The organism is Rathayibacter sp. VKM Ac-2762, from assembly GCF_009866585.1.
Lineage (GTDB): Bacteria > Actinomycetota > Actinomycetes > Actinomycetales > Microbacteriaceae > Rathayibacter.
This window is the reverse complement of sequence record NZ_CP047419.1, coordinates 2,709,788-2,736,693: the sequence shown is the minus strand read 5'-3', so window position 1 is coordinate 2,736,693 and position 26,906 is coordinate 2,709,788. Positions and strand designations below refer to the sequence as shown.

The following is a 26,906-nucleotide window of genomic DNA, read 5'->3' as shown; positions in this document are numbered from 1 at the left end:
GAGTCGCACGCGTCGGATCACATGCCGGTGATCGTGACCGTCGTCGTCGCGGCGATCACCGCGGCTCCCGTGACGCTCGCGGCGGTTCCCGCGAGGACGGCGGCGGCCGCCGGCCCTGCCCAGTGCTGCGCCGCGAGCGACCGGATCGCCTGCCGGTCCGGGATGCCGGGCCTCGGCGAGAGCGCTCCGGCCGCGTCGAGCAGGCCGATGAGCGCCGCGTCCGACGGAAGAAGCGCCGTCCGAGCCGCGAGGACCTCGGCGACCCGGATCCGCAGCCGCTCGTCCTCCGCCGGCTCCACGGCGGCGACCCGCTCGAGGAGGGCGGCATGCAGCTCCCTCCGCGTGAGGCGGGCGATCCACCAGGAGACGCTGCGCGGTGCTCGCTCCGCTTCGATCCACCCGAGGGCCCCGTCGAGCACGGCGTCCCCGAGCGCGGACCGCTCCGGCCCGAGGGCGACGACTCCGGCGTCCACCTCGACGCGCCGCTGGAGGGAGAGCTCCGCGAGGACGGAGGCGGCCAGGACGGTGTCGAGAGCGCCCGACGAAGCCGCGGGCCGCCCGTCGCTCCGCCGCAGCAGGAGGAGGAGAGCGACGGGGAGGGGCGGCTGCCCGGCTCCGGGGGGCGCAGCGGCCGGCGGGGCAATGGGAGCAGGCTGTTCCGAGGAGTTCCGTGTCGAGTCGTCCATCCCTCGAGCCTGACACCCGACCCGTCGAGACCGCATCCGCCGGGCGACGGGTCCTCCGTCGTCCGACCGATCGACCGGCCGGACCCGCGACAGTGCCCGAGAGGACCGGGGCTGGCCGGACCCGCTCGGCGTCTGATTGACTGCCACGGGCGCCGGGGGGCGATCGGCGGGGAAGGCACGTCGTCACCGCCGCGCCGCCGAGGAGGACGATGTCGAACGACGACTACAGCGGGCGGATCACCGAGATCTACGGCCTGCTCTATCCGATGCCGGCCGAGGAGCACGACGCCCTGCACTCGCTGCTGCGGCGCTTCGCTCCGGGGAACCGCGTCATGGAGTACGGGATCGGCGAGGGTCGCACCGCCCTGCCTCTCGCCTCGGCGGGCTTCGACGTCGCCGGGATCGACATCTCGGCGCCGATGCTCCGTCTGCTCGCCGGCGCCGACTCCGACGGCCGGATCGACGCGCGGCACGGATCCTTCACCGAGCCGGGCCGCACGGGCGACTACGACGCCGTGCTCCTGATGATCAACACGATCTTCTTCGCGAAGAGCCTCGAGGAGCAGCAGGCGGTCTTCGCCAACGCCTTCGGCGAGCTGCGGCCCGGCGGCGTCTTCGTCGTGGAGACCTTCAATCCGATCCACTACCACTCGAGGACCAGCCCGTCCTCCTCGCTGCGCCACCTCGACCCGGGCACCGTCCTGATCGAGCAGTACACGGTCGAGCCCGTGCGCCAGCTCCTTGTCGCCGAGAACACGGTGATCGGGAGGGGCGACCCCATCAGCTGGACCCAGGTGCTGCGCTACATGTACCCGAACGAGATGGACGCGATCGCGCTCGCAGCCGGGTTCCGCCTCGCGGGGCGCACGGCGGACTGGATCGGGGCGCCCTACGGCCCCGAGTCCGCGCGGTGCATCTCGCTGTACGCGGTGCCGGCCCCCGACTGAGACGGAGGCGACGCCCGCGCCTCGAGCCGGCTCCGTGCCGCCGTCAGGAGCGGACGTCGCGCCTCTCGACCCGGAAGCACGCCAGCGCGACCAGGAGCACTGTCGCGCCGACGAGGGCCGCGACGCCGCCCGCCACGCCGCCCGGGAGAGCGGCCGCGTCACCCTGCGCTCCCGCCAGACTGAGCCCGGCCGAGACCGGGAGGAGCGACGCCGCCGCTTCGAGGGCGGGCACCCGTCCGAGCCAGTCCTCGACGAGGAGGTACCAGACGAGCAGGACGCCGATCGTCAGGGGCACCGAGTCGAGCAGTGCCGCCACAGCGACGGCCATCGCGGCGTACGCGGCGAGCACGAACGGCAGGACCAGCCAGAAGCGCGCTCCACCCGCCTCCAGCAGCTCGGACGGCCAGGCGATCGCGCCGGCCGCGGCGGACGCCGTGACGATCAGCGCGAGCGGGACGAGGACGGCCGTGAGTACGAGCGTCCCGACCGCGGCGACGGTCGTCTTCGAGAGCACGAGCACGCTCCGTGACGGCACGGCGATCGCGCTCAGCCCGGCCGTCCGGGGGACTCGCTCCCCGAGCACCGACCAGGCCGCTGCCAGGAGGAGGAGCACGACCCCGACGGTCAGCAGCCCGACCAGGGCGAACTGGGGCTGGAGGATGCCCTGTCCGCTGTTCCACCGCGCGTCGGCCGTGCGGCTCACCGAGCCGATCCCGAGCGCGACCCCGAGCGTCACCAGGCTGACGAGGACGGCACCCCCGGCCTGGAACCCGGTCGACCACTCCTTCGACACCTCGGCACGGACGGACCGGGCGAACATCGTGGATCGCGGCAGGCGCGACTCGCTCAGGGCAGTGGACATCAGTGGTTCTCCTTCCGGGAGGACAGCACGGGGACGAGCGCCGAGACGGTGAGCGCCGCAGCGCAGAGGGCGGCCGCCCAGGCGAGGGGCACGAGCAGCGCCCAGGGAGCCGACCAGGGGTAGTCGGCCCCGTAGGCGCTACCCGTCACGAAGTAGTCGGCGTTGCGGACGGGCAGGAACGGACCGGCGATCGGCCCGAGACCCGGGATGCTCCCGACGAGCCGTTCGCCGACCGCCGACCAGGCGAGGACGAGGGTCCAGACGGCGGCGGTGTTGCGGAGCAGGTCGCCCAGAGACCGCGCGGCGACGACGAGCACCGCGACGACGAGCCCGGCACGGAGGCTCTGCAGCAGCAGGACCGTCACCGGCGCCCCGATCGACAGGGCCGACTCGGCGCCGACGACGATCAGATGGGCCGCGGCACCCCAGGCGAACCCGAGCACGGCGACCGCGAGCAGGGCGCCGCCGGTCCGCGCGCGAGCCGAGGGGACGGCGAGGACGACGGCGTTCTCGACGCCCAGCCGATGCTCGAGGGCACGGCTGCCCGCGACGGCGGCGGCAGCCAGGGGCACGCCGAGCGAGACGAGCAGCAGAGTCGCCCGGCTGGACAGGTAGGGGCCGTCGACCTCGAGGGTCCGGGAGGCGAGGAGAGCGGCCGCCGGGATGAGCACCGCGACGAGCGCGGTCACCTGCACGTCGGAGGTGGACACGAGGCGGGTGCCCGCGGAGCGCGCTGAGCGGAGCAGCTGCACGGCGCTAGAGCCTTCCCCGGAACTCGGCTCCGTCACCGACCTCGCGGAAGAAGGCCTCCTCGACGGACGACCGCTCGGCGCTGATCTCGAAGACGAGGAGTCCGGCAGCCGCAGCCGCCTCGGCGACCGTCTGCTCGTCGCTGTCCTCCACTGTGAACTCCGGCCCACGCGCACCTGCGACGACGTCGGAGCAGACCACCCCGCTCTCGGCGAGGACGGCCGCGAGGCGCTCGGGCTCCGCCGCGCGGACCCGGACCCTCCCCGACCCGCCGCGGGCGGTGAACTGCTCGATGCCGCCCGTGTACCGGGCGGAGCCCCGGGCGATCACGACGACCTCGTCGCAGCTCTGCTCCACTTCGCCCAGCATGTGGCTGGACATCAGCACCACGCGCCCGCTGTCCGCGAATCGCCGCATGAAGGCGCGGATCCACTGGACGCCCTCGGGATCGAGACCGTTCGCCGGCTCGTCGAGGATGAGGTGGTCGGGGTCGCCCAGCAGCGCTCCGGCGAGGCCGACCCGCTGGCGCATCCCGAGCGAGAGCTTGCCGCAGCGGCGACCGGCGACGCTCTGGAGGCCGACGATCTCGAGGACCTCGCCGATGCGCTCGCGCGGGATGCCGTTCGACTGCGCCATCCAGCGCAGGTGCGCGGAGACCGTCCTCAGCGGATGCACCCAGCCCGCATCCAGCAGCGCGCCCACGCTGCGCATCGGCTCGCGCATCGACCGGTAGGGGACGCCGTCGAACGTGGCGGTCCCGCCGTCGGGCTGCTCGAGCCCGAGCAGGATGCGGAGGGTCGTCGACTTGCCGGCGCCGTTGGGTCCGAGGAGTGCGGTGACCGCGCCGGGTCGCGCCGAGAACGAGAGCTCGGAGACGGCGGTCGTGCCGCGGTAGCGCTTCGTGAGGGAATCGATCGAGATCACGTCGGTGTCGCCTTTCAGGTGTGGTGCCGGTGGGGAGAGTCAGCGCATCGGCGCGGCCGCCGCCCGCGCCGGGTCAGGGGCGGCCCCGTCGGATGCGCCGCCGTCCAGAGGCGGATACAGCGTGCGGTACGGGCCGTCGATCGCCGCGAGCTCGTCGTGGGGGCCGACCTGCGCGATGCGGCCGCCCGCGAGGACCACGACCTGCTGGGCGTCGCGGATGGTCGAGAGCCGGTGCGCGAAGAGGATCCTGGTGCAGCCCAGATCCCGGACGTACTCGTCCACGAGCCGCTCGTTGACTCCGTCGAGGGCGCTCGTCGCCTCGTCCATCACCAGGATCTCGGGGTCGCGGAGCAGGGTGCGGGCGATGGCGACGCGCTGGCGCTGCCCGCCCGAGAGGTTCCCTCCGAGGCTGGAGACGATCGTGCGGTACCCCATCGGCATCTCGTCGATGAAGTCGAGGAAGCCCATCGCGCGGCAGCGGCGCTCGATCTCGGCGGGGTCCATGGCGGAGCCCATGGCGAGATTGTCGAGCAGAGTCCCGTTGTGCAGGGTGCTGGTCTGCGGCACGTAGCCGATGCGGGAGCGCAGGAAGTCCGTGTCGTACTCGGTCGACGGCACTCCGCCGACCAGCATCCGACCGGTCGTCGGACTGTAGAGGGTGCACAGCACGGCGGCCAATGTGCTCTTCCCCGCCCCCGATGCTCCGACCACCGCGGTCGTCGAACCGGCGGGCAGGTGCAGAGAGAGGCCCGAGAGCGAGTCGGGGGCCGAGACGGAGTAGCGGAAGCCGACGTCGTGCAGCTCGAGCGAGGCGTCGTCCAGTCGAGTGCGAGTACCGCCGCTCGTCTCGGGCGCGGTCTCGGTGATGTCCCCGATCCTGGCGACCGCTCGCGAGGTCTGGACGAACTCGTTGTAGGCGCCGAAGAGCGAGGAGAGCGAGGCGAACAGCACCCCGCCGACGCTCTGGACGGCGATCGCCTGGCCGGTCGTCATCTCGCCGCGGCTCGCCTGCCAGAGCGAGACGGTGAGCAGCAGGAGGGGCGCGAAGAGCTGGACGCAGGCGACCACCCCTCCGACCGCTCCGAGCTGGAGGCGCATCCGCCCTTCGAGAGCCGCCATCGAGCGGCGGTAGTCGGTCGACCAGCGCTCGACCACGGACCGCGCGCTCCCCGCCATCTTGATCGACTCGATGGACGCGATCGCGTCGAGCTGCACGATCTGACTCGACGCCGCGTAGGCGATCTCCGTGTCCAGGCGGGTGCGGATGCGAGAGGCGGTCAGGGCGAGCAGCACCACCACGAGGGCGAGGACACCGAGCGCGGCGAGCAGCACGGCGGGCGAGACGATCGCGAGGTACACGGAGAGGGACAGGAGCGTGCCCGCGTCCACCACCACCTGCACGACGCGGGTCGAGAGCAGGTCGCGGACGGTGTTGACGCTCGACAGGCGGTAGAGGAGCTCACCGGCCGGCCTCGTCGAGAAGTACGGGAACGGCAGGCTCATCATCCGGTCGAACACCTTCTCCATGAGGTGCTGCCCGAGGGCTCGGACGAGGCGCGCGAGCACGACGCTGCGCAGGAGCGTGATGACGTAGAACAGCACCGCGGCGACGAGCACGAGCAGCACCACGCCCCCGATGTCCGGCGCCGCGCCTCCGGTGAAGGCGTCGACGATGCTCTGCGTGAGCAGCGGCAGCCCGATCGTCACCGCGTACCCGGCGAGCACGAGTCCGGCGGCCGCGAGCAGGGGCGCCCGCATCCCCGGCGCCCGGAGCGGCAGCGATCGCCACTCCGCGAGCAGAGGCGCGCGGCTCGGAGTGAAGTCCTCGCCCGGCCGGGCGTCGATCACGATGCTGCTGAACCCCTCCTCGAGCTCGGCCATCGACACCACTCGCCGCCCGTAGGCCGGATCCATCAGGAAGGCGCGGTCTCCCACGATCCGCTCCAGGACCAGGTAGTGGTACTGCTCCCAGAACAGGATCACCGGCGACGCGCAGGCCCTCAGAGCCTCGGCGGAGGCGACTCGGTAGACCTTCGACTCCATCCCCCTGTCCGCGAGCATCCGGACGAGATCGCCCGCGGAGAGTCCGTCGCGTCCCGCTTCGTAGCGCGACCGGGCCGACGCGAGGCTCTCGTCGACCCCGTGGGCCCCCAGGACGGCGACGCAGCTGCTCAGGCCGCACTCGGTCTGCGAGGTCTGCAGGACGACGGGAACTCTGCGGCGCGCGGTCACGAGAGCACCACCGGCGACGACGGAGCGTCGGGATCGAGCCGCCGGACGGTCGAGAGGAGGACGCCCGACGTGCCGACCATGACCGAGTTCGTGTGCGCGTAGCGGCTGCTGGGCTCGTCGATCCGGGCACGGAGGACGGAGGCCGACAGGAAGGACTCGACGCGGGCCCTGTCCTGCGCGTGCGCACCCCCGGAGGCCTCGTCGAGCGCGCGGAGGACCTCCAGGTTCCCCAGGTCGCCGTGGCAGAGCGTCGTGTTGCGCCCGAACCCTCTCCTGATCAGCGCGTCCTCGCTCGCGGCGAGGACGTCCGGGTCGACGCCCGCGTCGGGCGCGTACTGCGCGCAGGTCGTCAGGGCGAGAGCGATGCCGGCGGAGCCGTGGCACCATCCGGTCGCGGACCCGGACCGTGCCGAGTCCGTGTGCCAGTCGCGCTCGGCCGTGTCGTAGAAGGAGTCGAGCACACCGAGCAGGCGGCGCAGCACCGCGGTCCTCGTCCCGCTCGGTCGGGCGTGCCGGGCGACCGTCGCGATGGCTCCTGCGACGCCGTGCGCATAGCCGGACTGCCGGAGCAGCGGCGTCGCCCCGGAGAGGACGGCGAGGCTCCGGACCGCGTCCTCCACCAGTGCGTCGAGGGCCGCGTCGGGCGCGGGATCGACGGCGCGGAGCATGCCGAGGGCGCCGAGCCTGCCGGAGACGATGTCCCACGACGCGGGATCCGTCTCCTCCGCGAGCTGATCGAGGACGAGACCGCGCGCGGACACCGCCGCCTCGATCCAGTCGGCGCGGTCGAGGCGGCGTCCCGCCTCCGCGAGGCCCCAGAGGAATCCGGGCAGCCCGGTGTAGGCGCCGGTGCCGATCGCGCGGATGCTCCTGGCCTCGTAGCGGCCCTCGCTCAGCACCTCGGCGGAGGCGTCGAAGACCTGGCGGGCGATGTCGAGGTGGCGACGGGCTCCGACCGAGGCTCCGAGAGCGGCGAGGGCGAGCGCGGGACCCGTGCGTCCCGTGTAGAGGTCGTAGCCGAGGACTCCGGGCGGCCAGGGGCGGGCTGCGGAGGCGGAGGCGAGAGGGCCGATCCAGGTGGGAGGCAGATGCGCCCAGCGGTCGCCGAGGACCGTGTCGACGAGATGGTCGCCGATGTCCACGGCGAGCGCGGCGAGATCCGACCGGGCGGACGAGGGGCGGTCGTCCCGCATCCTCCGGGCCCCCGCTCCGTCCGCGCCGCCGCTCCCGGGCAGGTGGTTGTCGGGGAACTGCGCGGTGAACGCGGCTCCGATCAGAGACGCCTGCAGAGACCTGTCCGCCGGGCCGAAGCGCGCGAGCTTCGCCCGGAACGACTCCAGAGGCGACTCCTCGAGGCGAGCCACGATCGCGCCGTCCGCTGTCAGCTCCTCGTGATCGACGCGGGTGACGAAGTAGGGGATGTCGCGGCGCGAGAGCTGGAGCATCTCGGACGCCACCAGGGTCGTCGCGACGTTCTTGCTCGCGATCCCGATCCTCTTGAGCACGGCGAGGAAGACCTCGCGGGACGCGAGCACCTCGACGCCGGAGGTCATCCGGAGAGTCTGGGCGTAGAGGATCGTCGGGTTGTGCACGTAGCGGAGCCGGGCCGACCCGAGGTGACGGACGACCAGCTCGGCGAACGCGTCGCGGTGCTCGGCGATCCAGTCGTACAGGTCGAGGAACCCCGCAGTGAACTCGCTCGCGACGGTCCGGACGCCTGCTCCCGGGTCGACGCCCGCGGCGAGGACCGCCGGGCCGTCGTCGGGCTCCGCGGACTCGAGCGCGACGGTCATCTCGTCCGAGAAGCCCTCCCGGACCCGGAGCGTCCGGTAGGGCGAGGGCCCGTCGCCTCCTCGGCCGAGGAAGCCGACGTCGAGGTGCCCGGCGTCGTCTCCGGGGCGGGTGATGAGCATCGGCAGCAGGCCGACGCCGTAGACGGACTCGGAGAGGACGTCCTGCGCGGTGCGCCGCCCGCCGGAGGAGCGCACGGGCAGCGGAGTCCCAGTGGTCGACTGCTCCTGCCTGCGGGGGTGCAGGAGGGTCTCGAGGTCGACGGGGACCGGTCCAGACGTCGACAGGAGGACGTTCTCGTGATGCATGTCGCGGGCGTTCAGAGCGAACAGGAGCGCGCCGAGCTGGCCGGAGCGGAAGACGCTGTCGGACGGCGCCTCCGCGGGCGGCACCGCGCGGACGAACTGCACCCAGCCGTACCCGTCGCACCGGACGACCCGGGCCGCCTCGAAGCGGCGACCGGACAGAGCACCGAGCTCCTCGGCGAGCGCCGCGTAGCCGGCCTCGCCGTCGACCGAGCGCGGCTTGTAGGCGACCGCGCCGCCGCCGTCGAAGCGGAGGATCCCGACGGCCGAGCCGCGGGCGTGGGTGTCGCCGCTCACGCTGATCCCGGTGAGGACCGGGGAGCCGGAGGTCGGCTCGATCAGGGTCTCCACGAGAGCGCGGTCGCGTCGGAAGCGGGCCAGCAGGAGATCGTGGGCCGCGAGCGACTGCCGGATCACTCCGTCCACCTGCGAGGCGAGAAGAGGGAGGCTCCGGTGGGTGACGGCCGCGAACTCGCTCTCCCATCGCGCGCAGAAGTCCTGGTACCGCGCGAGACGGGTCCCGCCGCGGAGGACGCCCTCCTCGCGCGCGCGGTTGATCGCGACGACCAGCGGCCGGATCAGCACGGGGCGGACGCGCTCGCGGAGCAGCAGTCGCAGTCCCGCCTCGACGGCGTCCGCGTCCACTCCCTCGTCGGTCGCGGCGGGCGCCGTCCGCCCCGCGAGGTGCTCGTCGACGACTCCGTCGATGATCGCGTCGAAGGGGGCGGACTCGACGGCCGGTCCGGAGTCCGCGACCGGGGTGCCGAGCGCAGGATCGGAGCGCCCGGCGAGGGAGCGCTCGAGCTCGCCGTCCCACTCCGTCAGCGGCCGGATGACGTCGTCGAACTCCTGCTGATCGAACTCGGGGTAGAAGACTCTGGTGTCGCTCATCTCACGCTCCTGCTGGAATCGGTCCCCTCGCTGACGGGGACCCTGCCGATGAAGGGAACGGGAGGCGGGACCGGTCGTGGCCCCGCCCCCCGTCATCCGTCTACTTGCAGTTGGGCTGACACTCGACCGTGAGCGTGCACCATCCGCCCTGGTTGCCGAGGACGTTGCTCAGCGTGAAGGTGTTGGTGGTGCAGGCGCCGTAGGCGACCGAGTCGAAGTCCTGCTCGGCGATCTCCTCGAAGAGCGCGACGTCGTACTGGGACATGATCTTCTCCTTCGTTCGGATGTCTGCCCGACCGGTCCGGGACGGGCCGGGTCGGGTGGTGTCGGTGGTGGTCTGGTCTGGATGTGCTCTCGTCCGGTCTCAGCCCACCCCCGCTCTGTCCTCCGACCGCCTCGGTGCGGTGCGGAAGGAAGGGCCCTCGAGCGGCTCCGCCGGCTCGAGCAGCGTGATCAGGGCGTCGAGGACCGCTCGCGGGCCGGCGACGGCGGTCGCTCCGATGACATTGAGGACGATCTCCTCCACACCGGCGGCGGCGTACCGCGACCGCAGCCCGTCGAGCTCGGCGGCCGGGTCGGTGGTCACCGCGCCCCGCTCCTCGAGGTCGCGGCACACCTCGGCCGACAGCGCCGCGCCGGGCTCGGGCAGGCGGATCCCTGCTCTGCCGAGGACGTCGCGGTAGTGCGGCAGCGTCAGGTGGTGGCCGATGGTCGCCTCGATCGCCGCTGCTCCGTCCCTCCGGTCGACGCCGAAGGCCGCGGGGAGCACGGACACGATGCGCGGCCGCGGCCGCCCGGCGGAGGCGGCTCCCTCCTCGAGGGCGCTCAGCAGCGTGTCGCGGATGTACTCCGGCGGAGTGAGCCAGGTGATCGCGACGTCGGCCGTCTCACCGCACAGGAAGGCCATCCGGGGGCGGAGGACTCCCATCCCGATCTCGATGCCGGGCGTCCCGCCGAGAGCGGTCCGCATCGTCGAGACGTAGTCGCGCATGTGCGTGAGCGGTGACGGCAGCGGTGCGCCGTGCAGGGCGGCCTGCGCGGAGCGCCCGCCGGGGCCGAACCCGGCGACCACGGGGCGTCCCGTCTGCCTCGTCAGCGAGACCGCCTTGACGACCGCTTCGAAGGGGTGGGCGTAGCCGGTCAGCTGGACGCCGAAGCCGAACGGCACCGTGTACCCGGCTCCCGCGAGGTGCGCGGCGTTCATCCAGGCGTCCCCGGCGGTCGAGTGCCCCTGCCAGAGCATCCGCAGCTCCGTCTCCTGGACGAGGGCGCAGAAGGGAGCCAGGGCCGCCGGATGGGCGGGATCGAACGGAGCGAGCAGCGAGAGGGCGGTCACGGGAGGACCCCCTCGGCCGCATCGTCGACGGCGGGCGCGGGCCGCTCCCCGCTCGTGAGGTCGATCACGACATCGGCCCGGGCGACCGTGTCGGAGTCGGAGGAGACGAGCACCACGGTCGTCCCCTGCCGGGAGAGACGCTCGAGCAGTCGCTGCTCCGCGTCGCGCCCGAGCGGAGCGGTCGCCTCGTCGAGCAGGAGGACGGCGGGCCCGACGGCCAGCGCCCGCGCGAGCACGACTCTCCGCCGCTGCGCCGTCGTGAGCGACGCCGCTCCGGGCGCGATCACGGTCTCGTAGCCCATCCGCAGGCGCCGGACGTCGTCGTCGAGCTCGACCGTCGCCGCCGCCGCCCTGATGTCCGCGTCGGACACGTCGGCGCGGCCGAAGCGGATCATCTCGGTGATCGTGCCGCCGGGGAGGACGGGACGCTGCGACACGTAGGCGACGCGACGGGAGAGCGAGGACCGGCGGTACGCGGTCCTCGGACGGCCGCCGATGAGGACTCGGCCCGCGCCCGGATCGGCGACACCGGCGAGCATCGCGAGGAGCGCGGAGCGGCCCGACCCGGGCGGACCCGAGACGACGGCCCGCTGTCCGGCGGGGACCCCGAACGAGACGATCGGGCCCGTCGGAGCGGGTCGGAGCCCGTCCGCGCAGATCCCGGAGTGCTCGAGTCCCTCGAGGCCGGTCTCCGCGTCCGCGGCGGCCGGCCTCCCGAGGAGGTCGAGGGTGCCGTCGATGTCGTGATCGAGCGCCGCGAGCGAGACGAGCGCGCGCTGGGCGCGGCCGAGCAGCACGAGCACCGCCACGCCCAGCGCGGCGGCTCCGAGGGCGACGGGGCCGGCGACGAGCAGCAGCACGAGGACGAGTGCCGAGCGGACGAGCCAGGCGGCTGCGCCGATCGCCGTCCGGATCGTGTCGGCGGTGCGGCGGTGCCCGAGTGCCGCGGACACGCTCGTGGCCCAGCTCCGGGCAGAGGCCGCCTCGAGCGCCGACGCCTTCACCTCCGCGATGGACACGATCGTCGCAGCCGCCGTCTCCGCGGCTCGCTGCCCGTCGGCCACGGCGGCGGCCTCCTCGAGCGCCGCCGCGCGCTCGCCCCACCGGCTGATCGCCCACTGGCCGAGCGCGGCGAGGGCGACGGCGACCGCCGCTGACGGCGAGACGACCGCCGCGGCGGCCACGAGCGCCGCCGCCGCCGCGAACGATCCGATCGCCGCCGCCGCGCCGCGCAGCACTGCGCGCCGCACGGGCTCGGCACTGCTCAGACGGAGCATCGGCTCCGATGCGGCGCGCTCCGAGAAGTACGTCAGAGGGAGGCGGAAGAGGTGCTCGGAGAGGAGACGGGACGCCGACCGGTTCGTGCGGTCGACCGTGCGGTCGAGGAGCAGAGCGTGGGCGAGGAGGAGGCCTCCGCCCACGGCCGCGCCGGCGGCGGCGGAGGCGAGGTGCTGCGGAGCGAGCGCCCCACCGGCTGCCGGAGCAGCCCAGGCGTGCACCGCCCCGCCCGCGATCGCGGCGGTCGCCACGGCGTGGAGAGCGGCGGCGATCCCGGCGGCGAGCGCGGTGCGGGGGCGGTTCCAGCCGAGGGCGCGTCGCGCGCGATCAGCGGCACCGACCGCCTGGCTCAGCAGGGCCCTGCGACCATCGACCTCGACGAGCACGCCGCCGTAGCGACGGGAGAACTCCTCCGTATCCACGGCGAGCCGCCCGACCGCAGGATCGACGACCACGACGCGGCGGCGGCCGACGCGCTCCAGCACCACGAAGTGGCCGCCGTCCCAGAACAGCACCGAGGGCGCCGGCAGAGCCGACAGCGGTGCGACCGGGACGCGACGCACCCGGGCGGGCAGTCCGTTCCCGGCTATCGCCGCGGCCACCTCCGCGAGGCTCATCCCCCCGCTGGTCCCGGTCGGCGGCGCCAGGCGGCCGACCTCCTGGCCGATGCCGTGCGCGTCGAGGATCATCTGCGCGCATCGGGGCCCGCACTCGGTGACCGAGAGCTGCAGTCGGGGCCGGACCGTCGTCCTCATCGCGCGGCCACCGGCTCTCGGCGACGGGCCGAGCCGACCGGAGCCGTGCAGGGAGCGGTGTCGGAGACCTCGAGCAGGGCGTGAGCGAAGCCGGGCACCCCGAGCATGAAGCCGAGGGACGACTCCCCGTTGCGGACGCCTCCCCGGAAGCCGCTGCGCGCGTAGCGGTCGACCAGGTCCGCTCCCGCCGCGCGTGCTCCGCCGAGCAGCTCCTCGTCGCCGAGCGCGCGAGCGACGGCGACCCAGCTGGACAGAGCGCCCGCCGTCCCGTGGCACAGGCTCATGTCGTCCGACGACACGGCCGCCGACGTGAACGCCTCCCGCGCCGCCGTGCCCAGGCGCTCCTCGAGCTCCTGGCGGTCCGCCCCGAGGGCCCGGAGCCCGTCGACGGCGCCGCGGAGTGCGCCGGGCAGTCCCTTGCACCACGAGAAGTGCGCCGCGGGATCGCGGTCGACCCGAGCCGCCTCGCGGTGCACGAGAGCCTCGAGGCCGTCCGCGAGCTCGTCCCGCGACAGCGACGGGTCGTACGGGGCGGCGTGGGCCAGGCCGACGAGGACGCCGAGGCGGCCGTGGGCGAGGTTCTCCTCGGGGTCGTCGGCGACGGGGGCCGCCCGCAGTGCCCGGACGGCGGCGGTCAGGGCCTCCTCGTGCCGGCCGCCGGCTGCGTCCCCGGCCGCGAGCAGGGGAGTGACGCCGGCGACGCCGCCGATGAAGTCGGAACCGAGGCCCTCGCCGTCGCGGAGACGACGAGCGACGAGGTCGAGCGCCTCCTCGCTCAGCGCGGCGGTCCGGGGATCGCCCGTCACCCGGGCCGCGGCTGCGAGCGTGACCGCCACCGAGCCGAGCCCGGTGAAGCCGGAGACGCCCAGCGGCTGCTCGGCGAGGTCGACCCCGTGGAAGCCCGCAGCGAATCCGCGCAGGGCACGGGCGTACCGGGGGTCGTCGAACCTCCGGTGCGCCGCCTCGAGGAGCAGCGTCAGCCCGCCTCCCTGGTAGAGGGTCAGGTCGAGGGAGGAGACACGCAGACGCGTGTCGTCGACGAGCAGCGGCGTCAGCCAGGTGCATGCCGAGCCGTCCTCGGTCCAGAGCGCGAGATCGACGATGCGGTCGGTGAGATCGCGGGCGACGTCCTCCGGGGAGCCGGCGTCGAGCGCGAAGGGGATGTCCCGCCTCGTCGGGCCCTTCGTCCAGGCGTTCGGAGGGGTCGAGGCGATCAGGGAGTGGATGGAGTGGTCGTCGCGCACGACGCCGCGCCGGACGAACTCGCGCAGGGCGTCGAAGGCGGCGATCTCGATCGCGCTCGACGGCAGGTCGACCCCGGACTCGTCGGCGGCCTCCCGCAGCGTGTTGCTCGGCCGGTCGTAGACGAAGAAGGGGATGTCGCCGCGCATCAGCGCGCGGCGCTCGGCGAGGGCGACCCGGTGGGCGACTCCGGGCGGAACGGATGCGGGATCGCCGAGGAGCGCGAAGAGCCCCTCCGCGGCCTCCCGCGAGGTCAGGTAGCGGGGGTGGAGGGAGGACTCGAGGAACGCCGCGTAGGTCGAGGTCGGCCGGAGGATCTCGCGGACGGCGAGCCGCCAGGTCCGGAGGATCGTCTCGATCCGGGTGCGGGAGCGGACGATCGCCTCCGCCGTCTCGCGGTACCCGGCCCGCAACGGCGCCGACAGGTCCTCCAGCGTCCAGGCCTCGGCGTCCGAGCCCTCCGGCGCGTGCGGCTGCCGCTGCACGGAGCCGGGGACCCGGTCGACGCGGATGCCGATCGTGCCGGCCTCGACGATCCGCGATCCGCTCATCACGTCCGACTCCTGCAGGACCGCGGTGCCGGCGGCGGAGAGGTCGATGTCGAACCGGCCGGCCGTATCGGAGTTCGGCAGGATCAGCGACGCGCCGACACCGAAGGCGGCGTCCACGGCCATCCGCGCCGCGAGCGAGTCGTTCTCGGGAGCGGCGAACCGCACGCGGATGCCTGTCTCCAGATCGATGGGCACCGGCTGCGCGCCGACGGCGAGGATGTTCTCGTAGTGCATGTCGTGGCCGCCGACAGCGGTGAAGAGAGCCAGGAGGCTGCCGAGCCGCCGGTAGTACTCGAGGTACTCGTCCACGGAGGCCGAGCGCCGCGACTCGATGAACGGCTGCCAGCTGTGGTCCCCGCGATCGACGGTCGCAGGAACGAGGAGGTGCGAGCGGCCTCCCGTCTCATCGTTGACGACCTCCGCGATGCGGGCGACCAGCTGGTCGATCGAGGACGAGCGGGGCTTGTAGACCAGACGGCCGGCGTCGGTGGTGACGATGAGCACCCTTCGTCCGTTCCGGTGAGGATCGCCGTCCGAGAACGTGATGTCCCGGATCCGGGAGCCGGCGTCGAGAGGTGCGGCCGCGAGCGCGGCCTCGTCGGCGAAGAAGTGCTGGACGCACTCCAGGACGGTGGAGACCACCTGGTCGCCCGTGCGGTCGAGCATCTCGGCGAGCACGGGGTACTCGGACAGGAGCGCCGAGCGCTCCTGCGGGGAGGACATCGTCGTGACGAAGTCCACGAACGCCGACGACCCCGCATCGGCGGGGAGGTCCTCCGCGTGCAGGCGCGCGATCAGCGTCCTCGCGCCCAGCCGGGTGAGACCGCTCATCGCCGACCGGGCCGCGCTCAGGACGACCGTCTCGTCGATCCGGCCGCGCTGGGGAAGAGCGTCGAACGACTCCGCCAGCCGCGCGACGACCCGCTCGACCCACGGACGGTAGACGGGTCCGAAGACTCCGAAGTACTCGTCGCACACCCTGTCGACAGTCGATGCCGTCATTCCTGCCCCCCTCGAGCACTGGTCGGATCGATCCCGGATCGCGTCACCCGTGTGCGGATGCTCTGCCCGTGACCGGCCCGATCAGGTGCGGGAGCGGCTGCGACGCCGCTCCCGCACCCTGGTCCGCGATCAGCTGAGGACCGCGGTCACGCCCGATGCGGGCGCGTGGTCCGACGGCCGATCAGCACTCGCCCGTGCAGGAGAACGTCGGACACAGCCCGGAGCTGGTCACGAGGGCGCTCACCGCGGTCGCGCTGGCCACGGTGCCCGAGACCGCCGAGATGATCACCGGCGAGCCCGCCCCCACCTCCTGTTCTCCAGCAGCACGGTCGCCCGCCACCAGGTCGGACAAGTGGGACTCGTCCACGAAGCCGGTCCGTCGCAGAACATCGTCAGCGTTGTTCGTCATCTTCATCAACCTCTTTCCATCTGCCTTGCACGGTGTTCTTCTGATCCTCCGCGGAACTCCTTCTTCTCCTCGGGAGAAGCGGAGGCACCGTGGAAGCACTCGGTGGGGAGAAGAGTCGCCGGCGTCGCTCGGGAGCGCAGAGGAGATCCCCCGCAGGGCACCTTTCGACGGATGTCCGAGCAGGCGCACGCGACCCTCGCCGCCTAGCGGGAGGAGCGCATCCTCGACATCTGCACGAACCCTGCGATCAGCAGGGCGATCCCCACGACGGCCGCCACTGCACCGAGCGGAACATCGCCCGACGTCGTCAGGAAGATGCTCCCGACGAGAACGAAAGTGGCGACTATGAAAGTGATGAGCGCGGCATTCGCATTCGATGCCCCGGCGATCGACTTCTGCGTCATCGGCCTGTCCTCTCCCCTCATGGACATCCCCCTGTCCACCCGACGAGAAGATCACCTGACGTGCTTCTCGATCGGTGGAGTCCGGAGGACGACTGCACTATCGACCCTAGAAAGGGCCTGAGCGGGAGAAGAAGACCGCTCAGGGGAATCGGAGGTTGTCCCAGAGGATGCACACGAGACTCCGCCGGGAGGCAGTTGCGGGCGCCGGGAGACGTCACTACCTTTCGGCCTCGCGGCCGGATCGGCCCGTTCCCGGCGCACGGCCGTCGGACGAGGGCCGCGTACCCCTCCGCGGACGGGAGCCGGAGGCCGAGGGAGCGCGACAGCCCCTCGGCCCGACCGGCGTCAGACCACCCCCGCCGCCGTCCCCGACACGATCAGGTCGGCGCGGTCGCGAGTGGCCTCGATCAGCAGCGCGTTCCGCCCGTCGACCTCGGAGGCCCAGGCGGAGGCCGCCTCGGGGGCGCGGCCGAAGGAGACGTGGCGGTCGACCAGGCGCTCGAAGCGCTCGGTCTCGGGAGTCGCGCAGAACCAGGCCTCGTCGAACTCGGCGCTTAGCAGCGCCCACGGGCCCTCGTCGACGAGGAGGTAGTTGCCCTCCAGCACGACGAGCGACGCGGAGGGGTGCACCGCCAGCGCGCCGGCCACTCCCTCGTCGACGGTGCGCTCGAAGGTGGGCGCGTAGACGACGTGGTCGGTCTCGGCGCGCAGCCTCCGCACCAGGGCGAGGAAGCCCCAGCCGTCGAACGTGTCGAGGGCGCCCTTGCGGTCGTGGCGGCCGAGCTCGTCGAGCGTGGCGTTGGCGAGGTGGAAGCCGTCCATCGGCACGAAGGCGGCGGTCCCCTCCCCCGCGAGCTCGTTCGCGCGGGCGACCACCGCCCGGGCGAGCGTGGTCTTGCCGGCCCCGGGGCTGCCGGCGATCGCGACGATCGCACGGCGGCCCGGCGAGGTCAGCGCGAGCGCGCGCCCGGCCAGCTCGTCGAGGCCGGGCCGCACCGCGTCGGGCGCGACCTCGGTCTCAGGCCTCGCCACGGCTGCTCTCCAGCGCGTTCACCAGGAAGCCGTGGGCGTGGCGGGCGAGCGCGGGGCCGTCGTTCCAGAGGTTCCGCCACACGGCCAGGTCGTTCGAGAGGGTCGGCGAGACGACGGCCGACGAGAACGACTCGAAGGTGATGGGTCCGCGGTAGTCGATCGCGGCGAGGGCGTGGAAGAACGTCGTGAAGTCGAGGTGGCCGCTGCCGAGGTAGCCGCGGTGGTTCTCGCCGATGTGGACATACCCGAGACGATCCCCGACCAGCAGCACCGGGCGGAAGAAGTCGTCCTCCTCGATGTTCATGTGGTACGTGTCCAGGTGGATCAGGACGTTGTCGGCGCCGATGTCGTCGGCGAGGCGCAGGGCGTCCGCGGCGGTGTTGATGACGTTGGTCTCGTAGCGGTTGCAGATCTCGAGGCCGAGGGTCATGCCCTTCGTCGAGGCCTCGGCGGCGAGGTCGGTCAGCACCGAGACGACGTTCGCGCGGCCCGCGGCCGAGAGGGGCGCGCTGTACTTCCCGAGCGCGCTGTAGAGGGCGCCGGTGAAGTGGGTGCCGCCGAGCGCGTGGGTGGTCTCGAGGGAGTCGGCGAGCAGCTTCGCGCCGCGGGCCACCACCTCCGGGTCGTCGCTGGAGACGTCGGCCGAGAAGGCGAGGCCGCGGGAGCAGACGATGCCGAGGTCGTTCGCCTCGAGTGCGGCGCGGGCGGAGGCGGTGTCGAGGTTCTGCACGTCGTGCAGCGAGAGCTCCAGCAGGTCGAATCCGGCCGCCTTGGTCTGCTCGATCGTCGCGGTCACTTCGTCGGGGGTGGTGCCGCCGGCGAAGACGAGGGCGTGCACTCCGAGAGGGTTCGTGGTCATGGTGGTGCTCCTTGGTTCGAGAGGTTCAGGGGCGGCGTCGGGCCGCGGGGTCGGTGTCGAGCAGGTCCGCGAGGAACGCGTGGCCGGAGGTCGCGAGGGCGACGGGGTCGTGCCAGAGCTCGCGCCAGAGGCCCATGCCCTCGGCCGAGGCCGGGGGCTGGACGGCGGGCGAGAAGCTCTCGAGGGTCAGCGGGCCGCGGTAGCCGGAGTCGGCGAGCGCCGCCGCGAGCCCGGTCCAGTCGGTGCTCCCGGTGCCCAGCTCTCCGCGGTGGTTCTCGGAGGCGTGGAGGTAGCCGAGCAGGTCGCCGGCGTCGCGGACGGCGCTCGCGAGGTCGACCTCCTCGAGGTGGGCGTGGAAGGTGTCGAGGTGCAGGAGCACGTTCGGCGCGTCGAGCTCGCGGAGGAACGCGGCGGTCTGGGCGGCCGTGTTCAGCAGGTTGCTCTCGTAGCGGTTCACGTACTCCGCTCCGACGACGACGCCGGCGGGAGCGGCGGCCGCGGCGACCCTCCGCAGCACGTCGAGCGAGCGCGAGCGGGCAGCCGCGTCGGCCGCGTGCTCGTACTTGCGCATGGCCGAGTAGGTGACTCCGCCGACGTACCGCGCGCCGATCGCCTCGGCGAACCGCACGGCCGCCAGGAGCCGCTCCTCGCCGCGGCCGGCCGTGGCCTGGTCGGTGATGTCGGAGTCGGCGTCCAGCGCGAGCGAGACGACCGCGTCGATCCTGTGCTCGTCGAGCAGGTCGGCGGTCCACGCGGAGGCGTCGGGGTCGTCGGGCGCCGGGATCTCGATCAGGTCGAAGCCGATCGAGGCGGCGGCGCCGATCGCGCGGCGCCCCGACTCCGGCGTCCAGTCGCCGACGAGCAGGCCCGCGTGGACCCCGATCGGCGACGAGCGCTCCGTGCTCCCGCGGTGCAGGAACTCGGGGTGCATCAGGCGGCCTTCGCGCCCGTGATCAGCGAGACGAGCTCGTCACCGCTGGTCTCGGCGGTGCGGCGGCCGGCGACGGCGAGGCCCGCGCGCATCACCCACACCTGGTCGCTCAGGCGCATCACCTGGTCGAAGTTGTGGCTGATCAGCAGCACGGCCACTCCGGCGTCGCGCAGCTTGAGGATGATCTTCTCGACGCGCGCCGTCTCCTGGACGCCGAGCGCCGCGGTCGGCTCGTCCATGATCACGATCTTGCTGCCCCAGCCCGCGGCCCGGGCGATCGCGACCGCCTGGCGCTGGCCGCCCGAGAGGCGGCGGACCTTGCTGGTGACCGGCGGGACGTTCACGGCGAGGTCGCCGAGCAGCTCCTGGGCCGTCTTCTTCATCTGCGTCCGGTCCAGGAACCGCACCCCGGGCACGCCCTTGGTGAGCTCGCGGCCGAGGAAGAAGTTCTGCCACACGGTCAGGTCCTCGACCAGGGCGAGGGTCTGGTGCACCGTCTCGATGCCGCCGTCCCGCGCGCCGAGCGGAGTGGTGAAGTGCACCACGTCGCCGTCGAGGGTGATGGTGCCGGAGTCGGCGGGGTGCACCCCGGAGAGGCAGCGGACGAGGGTGGACTTGCCCGCGCCGTTGTCGCCGATCAGGGCGGTGATCTCGCCGCGGCGCATCGACATCGACGCTCCCTTGAGAGCGTGGACGCCGCCGAAGGACTTCTTGATGTCCCGCGCTTCGAGCAGGATGTCGCTGGTCATGGCTGGGCTCACTTCTTCTGGTAGCGGGTGATGAGGGCGGCGAGCACGACCACCAGGCCGACGGCGAGGGGCTGGTAGAACTGCGAGACGCCGAGCAGGGTCAGGCCGTTGGTCAGCGCGGTCAGGAGGAACGCTCCGATGATCGGGCCGACGATCTTGGCCTTGCCGCCGGTGAGGCTCACTCCGCCGAGCACGACGGCCGCGATGGAGTTGAGCAGGTACTGCGTGTTGATGGCCGGCTCCGCGGCGCCGACGCGGGCGACGAGGAGGAGCGAGCCGACTCCGGCGAGGACGGCGGCGATGATGTACACCGCGATGCGCACGCGTCCGGCCTTGATGCCGTTGGCGACCGCGCTCTCCTCGTTGCCGCCGACCGCCTGCACGTGCAGGCCGAAGCGGGTGCGGAACATGACGACCCAGGCGACGACTCCGATGACCGCGGCCAGGATGATCGGGTAGCCGATGATCCCGATCGAGCCGGTGGTGAGGCGGAGCAGCTCGGGGCTGCCGACCGTGATCGGCTTGCCGTCGGAGACGATCAGCGCGAGGCCGGTCGCCACCGAGAGCGTGCCCAGTGTCGCGATGAAGTCGGTGACCTTGCCCTTCGCGATCAGGAAGCCGTTGATCACTCCGATCAGCCCCGCGAAGAGCAGGGCCGCGAGCGCCGAGAGCCAGAAGCCCCAGCCGGCGCTCCAGCCGATGCCGAAGCCGACCGCTCCGACGGTCATCGTCGCCGAGATCGAGAGGTCGATGCCGCCGGTGGTGATGACGAAGGACTGGCCGATCGAGAGGATGACCAGGATCGCGGCGGCGACGAGCATCGCCTTGATGTTGCCGAGGCTGAGGAACGTCGGCGTCGCGATCGAGAACACGATCACCAGGGCGACGAGCCCGATCGGTGCGGCGTTCTCGGCCCAGAAGCTGAGCTGACGGAGGTTCGCCAGCAGCGGGGAGGCGCTGGCCGGGGGTCGGGCGGTGACTGAGGTCATGGTCGCTTCCTGGGTTGCCATGGGCAGGAGGTCCTACTTGCTGGGGACGAGCGCGGCGAGCGGGTTGTCGAACTCCTCGAACGGCTGGGGGAAGGCGCCGAGGGCCTGCTCCGCGGTCTCGGAGGTCACGAGCGCGGTGGGCGACTCGATCTCGGCGGGGATCTCCTCGCCGGCGCCGACGGCCTCGCACGCCTGCACGCCGAGCTGGCCGATCGCGTAGGGGTACTGGGCGACGGTGGCGGTGAGTCCGCCGTCCTTCACCGACTGCAGCGCGTCCTCGTTGCCGTCGACGCTGACCACCTGGACGGAGCCGGTGAGGCCCGCGTTCTCGACGGCCTTGACGATGCCGAGGCCCATGTCGTCGTTCGCGGCGAAGAACGCCTTCACGTCGGGGTTCGCGGCGAGGATGTCGGTCGCCTTGGTCAGCGCGACCTCGCGCTTCCAGTCGGCCGCGGCCTCCTGGACGACGGTGAGGTCGGAGCCGATCGCGGCGGTGAAGCCGTCGACGCGGGCGGCGCTGGTGACGTCTCCCGAGACTCCGCCGATGACGGCGACCTCGGAGCCGGCGGGCAGCTGCTGCAGGAGGAAGTCGCCGGCCTTGCCGCCCGCGGCCTCGTTGTCGGTGCCGATGTAGGTGGTGACGTCGAGGTTCGCGGCCTCGACCGCGTCGGGGTCGAGCGGGCTGTCGATGTTGACGATCGTCTTGCCGGTGGCGGAGGCGAGGGCCTGCACCAGGTTCGTGCCGCTGATCGGGTTGACGATCAGGCAGCCGAAGTCCTGGCCGGCGACCGTGGTGAGCTTGTCGGCCTGGCCGGTGGTGTCGCCGATGTCGGCGGCGGCCTGCACCGAGACGTCCACGGAGTCGTCCTTCGCGGTGTCCTCGATGCCGTTCTCCATCGCCTGGAAGAAGGGGTTGTCGAGGCCCTTGATGACCGCGGCGACCTTGGTCGATCCGGAGCCGCCGGCGGCCGTGTCGCCACCCGAGGCGCAGCCGGTGAGGAGGAGTGCGAGGGCGCCGACCGGTGCGAGAACCGGGAGGAGGCGGCGTGCTGTGCGGTTCATCGTCATCCTTGAGGATCAGTGGCACCACTGCGTGCCGGTGTGTGAAAACTACCGGCGCTTTCGCGTTACCGCAATACGAAAGTCGGGGAACTTCAGGTTTCCCGTCGGCAGGCATGTACGCTGACCGTGACAAGAGGGGGAGCGATGACGGGGTACTCCACCGGCGAGGCCGGTTCGCACGTGGCCGACGTCCTCGCGCTGTTCCGCGAGCAGGGCGAGGTCTCGCGCAACGCGGTGATGGAGCAGACGGGGCTCTCCCGCTCCACCGTCAACCAGCGCCTCGCGACCCTCGTGGAGCTCGGCCTGATCGCCCCCACCACCGGCGGCGAGTCGACCGGCGGGCGCCCCTCGAGCATGTTCGCGATGAACCTGGTCGGCACGGTGTTCCTCACCGCCGACATCGGGGCGAGCGGATTCGTCGCCGCCGCCTGCGACCTGCGCGGCACCCCCCTCCGGCACGAGAGCGGCGTCGTCGACGTCTGGGAGGGGCCGGACGCCGTGCTCTCGCTGGTGATCGCCGCGTTCGAGCGGCTGCAGCAGGGCGACGCGGTCGCCGGCATCGGCGTCGGAGTCCCGGGGCCGGTCGAGTTCGCCGCCGGGCGCGTGCGCAACCCGCCGATCATGACCGGCTGGGACGACTTCGACATCGCCGGCTACTTCGCCGAGCCGTACGAGGGCGTGCAGGTCGTCATCGAGAACGACGCGAACGCCCGCGCCCTCGCCGAGTCGCGCCACCACGGCTCCGACAACCTGATCAGCCTGAAGCTCGGCACCGGCATCGGCTCGGGCCTCGTCTTCAACGGAGCGACGATCCGCGGAGCCGTCGGCGCGGCCGGCGACATCGGCCACACCCGCGCGGTCACGGGCACGGTCGACGCGGATCCGCTGCCCTGCCGCTGCGGCAACGCCGGCTGCGTGGAGGCGTACGCGAGCGGCTGGGCCCTCGTCCGCGACCTCTCGGCCGACGACCCCTCGATCAAGCACGTCGCCGACGTCACGGCCCGCGTGCTCCGCGGCGACATGCGCGCCACCCAGGCCGTGCGCCAGGCCGGCCGCGTCCTCGGCGAGGCGGTCGCCGACCTCGTCAACATCCTCAACCCGCGGACCATCGTGATCTCGGGTCAGCTCGGCGACTGCGGCGAGGTGCTGATGTCGGGCCTGCGCGAGCGCGTCTACCTGCGCACCCACCCGCTCGCCACGCGGCACCTGACCATCCACACGTCGGACCTGGGCGAGCTGGCGGGCGTGATCGGCCTCGCTCTGACGACCGCCGACCAGGTCTTCAGCCGCGAGCGCTTCGACCGCGAGGCGAGCGCCGAGAGCCCCCGCGCGGCGGCCGCCGCGAGCTGAGCGGGAGCGGGTTCAGTGACGCAGGGTCGCGGTGATCCGGCAGAGCACCTGGACGTGGGACGGGGCCTGGGGGTTCACCTTCTCTGCGACCGCCTCGACCTCCCATCCGGACGCCATGAGCGCGGCGACCTCACCGCACAGCCAGTCCGGAACCCATCCGATCCGCTCGCCGGACACCGAGGCCACCTCGTAGGCCTCCGGGTTGCGGAGGTTCGAGGCGTCGGGCACGAGGACCAGCCCGTCGCCCTGCTCGAGAGGCAGCACCGGAAGCGGGAGCTCGGCCCGATGGCGGACTCCTGACACGAAGAAACGACTGATGAGGGTCTGCGCGGTGCGGAGAGGCTTCTCCACGACATGGAAGGTGTCGGTCGCTCGCGCCGCGCCGGTCCGGACCATGATCTCGACGGGGAGGTCGGGGGACGCCGCCTCGAGACCGAGCCACCCCAGGTACTCCTCGTACGAGCCGCGCTCGGACGACATCACCCTGTTGGCGAAGAACGGCGGAAGGGACGAGCTCCGGTACTCCGCGTCCACACGGGGGAACTCCGCGAGCGGGAAGAAGTCCTCGTCGGCGACAGCCGCAGGCTCGTACCGGAAGAGGAAGCCGTCGACCCCGACGGACAGCACCGCCGCGCGGAGGAATCGGCGAGTACGAGGGTTCTGCCAGACGAGCAGCAGCTCGCGGACACCAGGGGTCGGACGCGGCGCCGGTCGATCAACGAGGAGAGTCATCGAGGATCCTCCTCCGTGTCGCTGCCAGCAGTCCTTCCGTGAAACTAGCGCACGTCTCCGACATCAGGGTCGGAGGCACCGCCGCGAGGACCTCGCGGACTGCAGAGGGATCGACCGCTCGGAGGCGAGCAGGCCAGAACGCCTGCGCCTCCGGAGAGGCCGCCGCGAGGGCCTCCGCTGCGAGGTCGACCAGCAGCGGTCTCCCGGCGAAATGGTGACTCCTTCCTCTCCGCACCCACCGGTCGAAGAGAGCCTCATCGGCGAGGCAGGCGGCGCGCTTCTCCTCGGTCTCCTGGAACCCGAGGGCGTTGCCGTGATCGAACGAGGGCGAGAGGGTCCGATGACCGCGTCCGGCGATGACGGCCCAGTTCTCGTCGTGTCGATCTCGTCCAGCTACCCAGGCATCGAACAGCAGGTAGCCCGCCCACACGTCGAAACCGCTCAGTCCGGCGACGGCGTCGAAGCCTGCAGGAGCGTCGACGCCGTCGAGAGCACGTCTCACCGCATCGACGGTGTAGCGGTCGTTGGGCCGCCTCCGAGCGTGGTCGTAGTGGCGATCGGAGTGGCGCAGCAGGCTGTTCCCGATCTCGAGGCTCTGGATCTGCTCGCGCTCGATGACGTTCCTCGACATGATTCCGCGCCGACCGCCCACCGTCGCAGGTCGGATCTCCGCGCACGGGACGTCGAGCATCCGCGCGAGATGGAACGACACCCACTCCGCCCAGTCCTCACCGCGGGTCTCGTCTCCTCGCTGGCGGGCGAACTTGAACAGCCACAGATCGCCGTCGGCGACGAGCCAGAACTTCTCCTTCGTCCCCATCGGCTCGTCCGACCACCCCTCGTCGAAGGCGCGCTCGATGGTCGTCGACTCCCACTTCGGCTGCATCCGGTCACGGTAGCCCGCGTGCTGCCGGCCGCGGCGGTCCTGTCGCGTCTCGCGGCCGCGACCCCCTCCGCCCCGCGCACTGTTACGCCCGGCGACGAAGGGTTACGCCGGGCGACGCGGGCCGGGACGGGCGGGCCCGCGGTGCTCCATCATCGTGTCCGGGACGACGCGGAGAGGCCGCGGCCGCCCGACCCGTCCGAAGGAACGCGATGATCCGGCTCGAGCAGCTCAGCAAGTCGTACGGTCCGGCGACCGTGCTCGACCGCCTCGACTTCTCGGTCGCGACCGGCGAGATCTTCGCCGTCGTCGGCCCGAGCGGTGCGGGCAAGAGCACGCTCGCCGCCTGCGTGAACCTCCTGGAGCGGCCCACCTCGGGCACGGTCGTCGTCAACGGAGAGGCGCTCTCGCAGCTCTCGGAGGAGCGGCTGCGCGTCGCCCGCCGCCGCATCGGCACCGTCTTCCAGTCCGACGGACTCTTCAGCCGCCGCACGGCCGAGCAGAACGTGGCGCTGCCGCTGGAGTACCTCGGCGTCACCGCCGCCGAGACGAAGCGCCGCGTCGCGGAGCTGCTCGAGCGCGTCGGCCTCTCGGACCGCGCCCGCTACTACCCGCACCAGCTCTCCGGTGGTCAGCGCCAGCGCGTCGGCATCGCCCGCGCTCTCGCCCTCCGCCCCTCGGTGCTGCTCTCGGACGAGGCCACCTCGGGCCTCGACCCCGCCTCGACCACCGCGATCACCACGCTCCTGAAGGAGCTGCGCGACGACCTGGGCCTCTCGATCCTCTTCATCACCCACGAGATGGAGACGGTGCGCCAGGTGGCCGACTCCGTCGCCCGCCTCGACCACGGCCGCATCGTGGAGTCGGGCCGTCTCGTCGACCTGCTGCGCGACCCCGCGTCCCCGCTCGGCCTCGCCCTCAACCCGGTGCGCCCCTCCGTCGCGCCCGGCCCGGGCCTGGGCGAATGGGTGGTGGGCTACTCCCGCTCCGGAGTGCCGACCGACTGGGTCACCCGGCTCGCGGAGGCGGTCGGCCCGGTCGCGCTGCTCGGCGCGGCGATCGAGACGGTGGACGGGCAGGCGGTCGGCCACGCGACGATCGGGCTCGGCCCGGTCGACGAGGCGCGGCTCACCCGTGCGGCGGCCGAGCTCGGCCTGTCGGTCCGGCCCGCCGGCGTGCGCGTCCTCGCCGAGGAGGTGGCGGCGTGATCCTCCACCTCGACAACAAGGTCCCGCTCGAGCAGATCCCCGCGCTGGTCCTGCCGGCGCTCGGCGAGACGCTGATCATGGTCGGCATCGTCATGGCGATCGTGGTGCTGGTCGGCGTGCCGCTGGGCGCTCTCGTGCACAACCTCGCTCCGGGCGGGCTGGCCGAGAACCGGGCCGCCCACCAGGTGCTCAGCGCCGTCATCAGCGTCGGCCGCTCGCTGCCGTTCCTCATCCTGATGGCGTCGATCATGCCGTTCACGCGCCTGATCACCGGCACCAACATCGGGATCGCGGCCGCCGTCGTGCCGATGTCGATCGCGGGGATCGCCTTCTTCACCCGGATCGTCGAGAACGCGCTGCGCAGCGTGCCGCTCTCGCTCACCCGCGTCGCCCGCGCCTCCGGAGCGTCGCGGCTGCAGGTGGTGCGGACCGCCCAGCTGAGCGAGGCGGTGCCGCAGATCATCGGCGGCCTGACGATCAACACGATCGCGATGATCGAGTACTCGGCGATCGCCGGCACGATCGGCGCCGGCGGCATCGGCTACGTCGCGGTGACCTACGGCTACCAGCGCTTCGACACCACCGTCATGCTCGCCACCATCGTGATCCTGGTCGCCACCGTCGCGACCGTGCAGCTCACCGGCGACGCCCTCGTCCGCGCAACCACGCCCGGCGCCTCCCGCTCGCGGCGAGCGCCGCGGGTCGCGGCCGCCGTCTAGAACCACCACTCCTCCTCCTGCGCCCTC

At 72.6% G+C, this 26,906-nt stretch carries 24 protein-coding genes; 4 read left to right on the top strand and 20 right to left on the bottom strand.

The features are described 5' to 3' along the window. Positions 1–17: 17 nt before the first annotated feature. Positions 18–686: a GPP34 family phosphoprotein gene (locus tag GTU71_RS12840; protein ID WP_159940355.1), complete on the bottom strand. Its 669-nt coding sequence runs from the start codon at positions 684–686 to the stop codon at positions 18–20. Positions 687–895: 209 nt separating this feature from the next. On the opposite strand from GTU71_RS12840, the gene GTU71_RS12835 reads away from it, so the two are divergent. After that, positions 896–1,633, top strand: a complete 738-nt coding sequence (locus GTU71_RS12835; RefSeq protein WP_159940353.1) for a class I SAM-dependent methyltransferase — start codon at positions 896–898, stop codon at positions 1,631–1,633. Between the two features lie 43 nt (positions 1,634–1,676). Here the strand turns inward: GTU71_RS12835 and GTU71_RS12830 are convergent, their stop codons facing one another. The 17 genes from GTU71_RS12830 to GTU71_RS12750 form a co-directional block, all read right to left on the bottom strand. After that, positions 1,677–2,495 carry a hypothetical protein gene (locus tag GTU71_RS12830; protein ID WP_104329720.1) on the bottom strand — a complete coding sequence of 273 codons (819 nt, stop codon included), beginning with the start codon at positions 2,493–2,495 and terminating at the stop codon, positions 1,677–1,679. Next, the gene (locus GTU71_RS12825) at positions 2,495–3,247 is read right to left on the bottom strand and encodes a hypothetical protein (protein WP_104255172.1); all 753 of its coding nucleotides are present in this window, start codon (positions 3,245–3,247) and stop codon (positions 2,495–2,497) included. The genes GTU71_RS12830 and GTU71_RS12825 overlap by 1 nt, the downstream gene beginning before the upstream one ends. Before the next feature lie 4 nt (positions 3,248–3,251). Next, positions 3,252–4,169 carry an ATP-binding cassette domain-containing protein gene (locus GTU71_RS12820; protein ID WP_159940351.1) on the bottom strand — a complete coding sequence of 306 codons (918 nt, stop codon included), beginning with the start codon at positions 4,167–4,169 and terminating at the stop codon, positions 3,252–3,254. Between the two features lie 39 nt (positions 4,170–4,208). Further along, positions 4,209–6,401, bottom strand: coding sequence for a peptidase domain-containing ABC transporter (locus GTU71_RS12815; protein ID WP_159940349.1), 2,193 nt, complete (start codon positions 6,399–6,401; stop codon positions 4,209–4,211). Next, on the bottom strand, positions 6,398–9,388 hold the full coding sequence (gene lanM / locus GTU71_RS12810) for a type 2 lanthipeptide synthetase LanM (protein WP_159940347.1): 2,991 nt from the start codon (positions 9,386–9,388) through the stop codon (positions 6,398–6,400). Before lanM (GTU71_RS12810) ends, GTU71_RS12815 begins: the two co-directional genes overlap by 4 nt. Positions 9,389–9,488: 100 nt before the next feature. After that, a complete protein-coding gene (locus tag GTU71_RS12805) occupies positions 9,489–9,653 on the bottom strand; it encodes a plantaricin C family lantibiotic (protein WP_104255168.1) in 165 nt (54 codons plus the stop codon). Positions 9,654–9,752: 99 nt separating this feature from the next. Beyond that, on the bottom strand, positions 9,753–10,724 hold the full coding sequence (locus GTU71_RS12800) for an LLM class flavin-dependent oxidoreductase (protein WP_159940345.1): 972 nt from the start codon (positions 10,722–10,724) through the stop codon (positions 9,753–9,755). Then, positions 10,721–12,757 (bottom strand): ATP-binding cassette domain-containing protein, encoded by a 2,037-nt coding sequence (locus tag GTU71_RS12795; RefSeq protein WP_159940343.1) that lies wholly within the window; start codon positions 12,755–12,757, stop codon positions 10,721–10,723. Before GTU71_RS12795 ends, GTU71_RS12800 begins: the two co-directional genes overlap by 4 nt. Further along, positions 12,754–15,552 (bottom strand): type 2 lanthipeptide synthetase LanM, encoded by a 2,799-nt coding sequence (gene lanM / locus GTU71_RS12790; RefSeq protein ID WP_159940341.1) that lies wholly within the window; start codon positions 15,550–15,552, stop codon positions 12,754–12,756. Before lanM (GTU71_RS12790) ends, GTU71_RS12795 begins: the two co-directional genes overlap by 4 nt. A gap of 181 nt (positions 15,553–15,733) precedes the next feature. Beyond that, positions 15,734–15,967, bottom strand: a complete 234-nt coding sequence (locus GTU71_RS12785; protein WP_104255164.1) for a hypothetical protein — start codon at positions 15,965–15,967, stop codon at positions 15,734–15,736. 197 nt (positions 15,968–16,164) lie between these two features. Next, on the bottom strand, positions 16,165–16,365 hold the full coding sequence (locus tag GTU71_RS12780) for a hypothetical protein (protein WP_146082182.1): 201 nt from the start codon (positions 16,363–16,365) through the stop codon (positions 16,165–16,167). Between the two features lie 345 nt (positions 16,366–16,710). Next, positions 16,711–17,397 carry a nucleoside/nucleotide kinase family protein gene (locus tag GTU71_RS12775; RefSeq protein WP_208543586.1) on the bottom strand — a complete coding sequence of 229 codons (687 nt, stop codon included), beginning with the start codon at positions 17,395–17,397 and terminating at the stop codon, positions 16,711–16,713. Beyond that, on the bottom strand, positions 17,384–18,256 hold the full coding sequence (locus GTU71_RS12770; RefSeq protein ID WP_104225811.1) for a sugar phosphate isomerase/epimerase: 873 nt from the start codon (positions 18,254–18,256) through the stop codon (positions 17,384–17,386). The genes GTU71_RS12775 and GTU71_RS12770 overlap by 14 nt, the downstream gene beginning before the upstream one ends. 25 nt (positions 18,257–18,281) lie before the next feature. Further along, the gene (locus GTU71_RS12765) at positions 18,282–19,187 is read right to left on the bottom strand and encodes a sugar phosphate isomerase/epimerase (RefSeq protein ID WP_159940339.1); all 906 of its coding nucleotides are present in this window, start codon (positions 19,185–19,187) and stop codon (positions 18,282–18,284) included. Continuing rightward, positions 19,187–19,936 (bottom strand): ATP-binding cassette domain-containing protein, encoded by a 750-nt coding sequence (locus tag GTU71_RS12760; protein WP_104222715.1) that lies wholly within the window; start codon positions 19,934–19,936, stop codon positions 19,187–19,189. Before GTU71_RS12760 ends, GTU71_RS12765 begins: the two co-directional genes overlap by 1 nt. Before the next feature lie 8 nt (positions 19,937–19,944). Continuing rightward, complete coding sequence (locus tag GTU71_RS12755) at positions 19,945–20,925, bottom strand: ABC transporter permease (RefSeq protein ID WP_104222714.1); 981 nt, start codon at positions 20,923–20,925, stop codon at positions 19,945–19,947. A 33-nt stretch (positions 20,926–20,958) separates the two neighbouring features. Further along, positions 20,959–21,987, bottom strand: coding sequence for a substrate-binding domain-containing protein (locus tag GTU71_RS12750; RefSeq protein WP_104222713.1), 1,029 nt, complete (start codon positions 21,985–21,987; stop codon positions 20,959–20,961). Positions 21,988–22,131: 144 nt separating this feature from the next. Here GTU71_RS12750 and GTU71_RS12745 point away from each other — a divergent pair, with 144 nt between their 5' ends. Beyond that, complete coding sequence (locus GTU71_RS12745) at positions 22,132–23,337, top strand: ROK family transcriptional regulator (protein WP_104225808.1); 1,206 nt, start codon at positions 22,132–22,134, stop codon at positions 23,335–23,337. 12 nt (positions 23,338–23,349) lie between these two features. Here the strand turns inward: GTU71_RS12745 and GTU71_RS12740 are convergent, their stop codons facing one another. Then, positions 23,350–24,069 carry an HIRAN domain-containing protein gene (locus GTU71_RS12740; RefSeq protein WP_159940337.1) on the bottom strand — a complete coding sequence of 240 codons (720 nt, stop codon included), beginning with the start codon at positions 24,067–24,069 and terminating at the stop codon, positions 23,350–23,352. Next, positions 24,053–24,955, bottom strand: coding sequence for a hypothetical protein (locus GTU71_RS12735; RefSeq protein ID WP_104222710.1), 903 nt, complete (start codon positions 24,953–24,955; stop codon positions 24,053–24,055). The genes GTU71_RS12740 and GTU71_RS12735 overlap by 17 nt, the downstream gene beginning before the upstream one ends. Positions 24,956–25,164: 209 nt before the next feature. Between GTU71_RS12735 and GTU71_RS12730 the strand changes: the two genes are divergently transcribed. After that, positions 25,165–26,160: an ATP-binding cassette domain-containing protein gene (locus GTU71_RS12730; protein WP_104256583.1), complete on the top strand. Its 996-nt coding sequence runs from the start codon at positions 25,165–25,167 to the stop codon at positions 26,158–26,160. After that, positions 26,157–26,879, top strand: coding sequence for a methionine ABC transporter permease (locus GTU71_RS12725; RefSeq protein WP_104222708.1), 723 nt, complete (start codon positions 26,157–26,159; stop codon positions 26,877–26,879). Before GTU71_RS12730 ends, GTU71_RS12725 begins: the two co-directional genes overlap by 4 nt. The last annotated feature ends 27 nt before the right edge of the window (positions 26,880–26,906 follow it).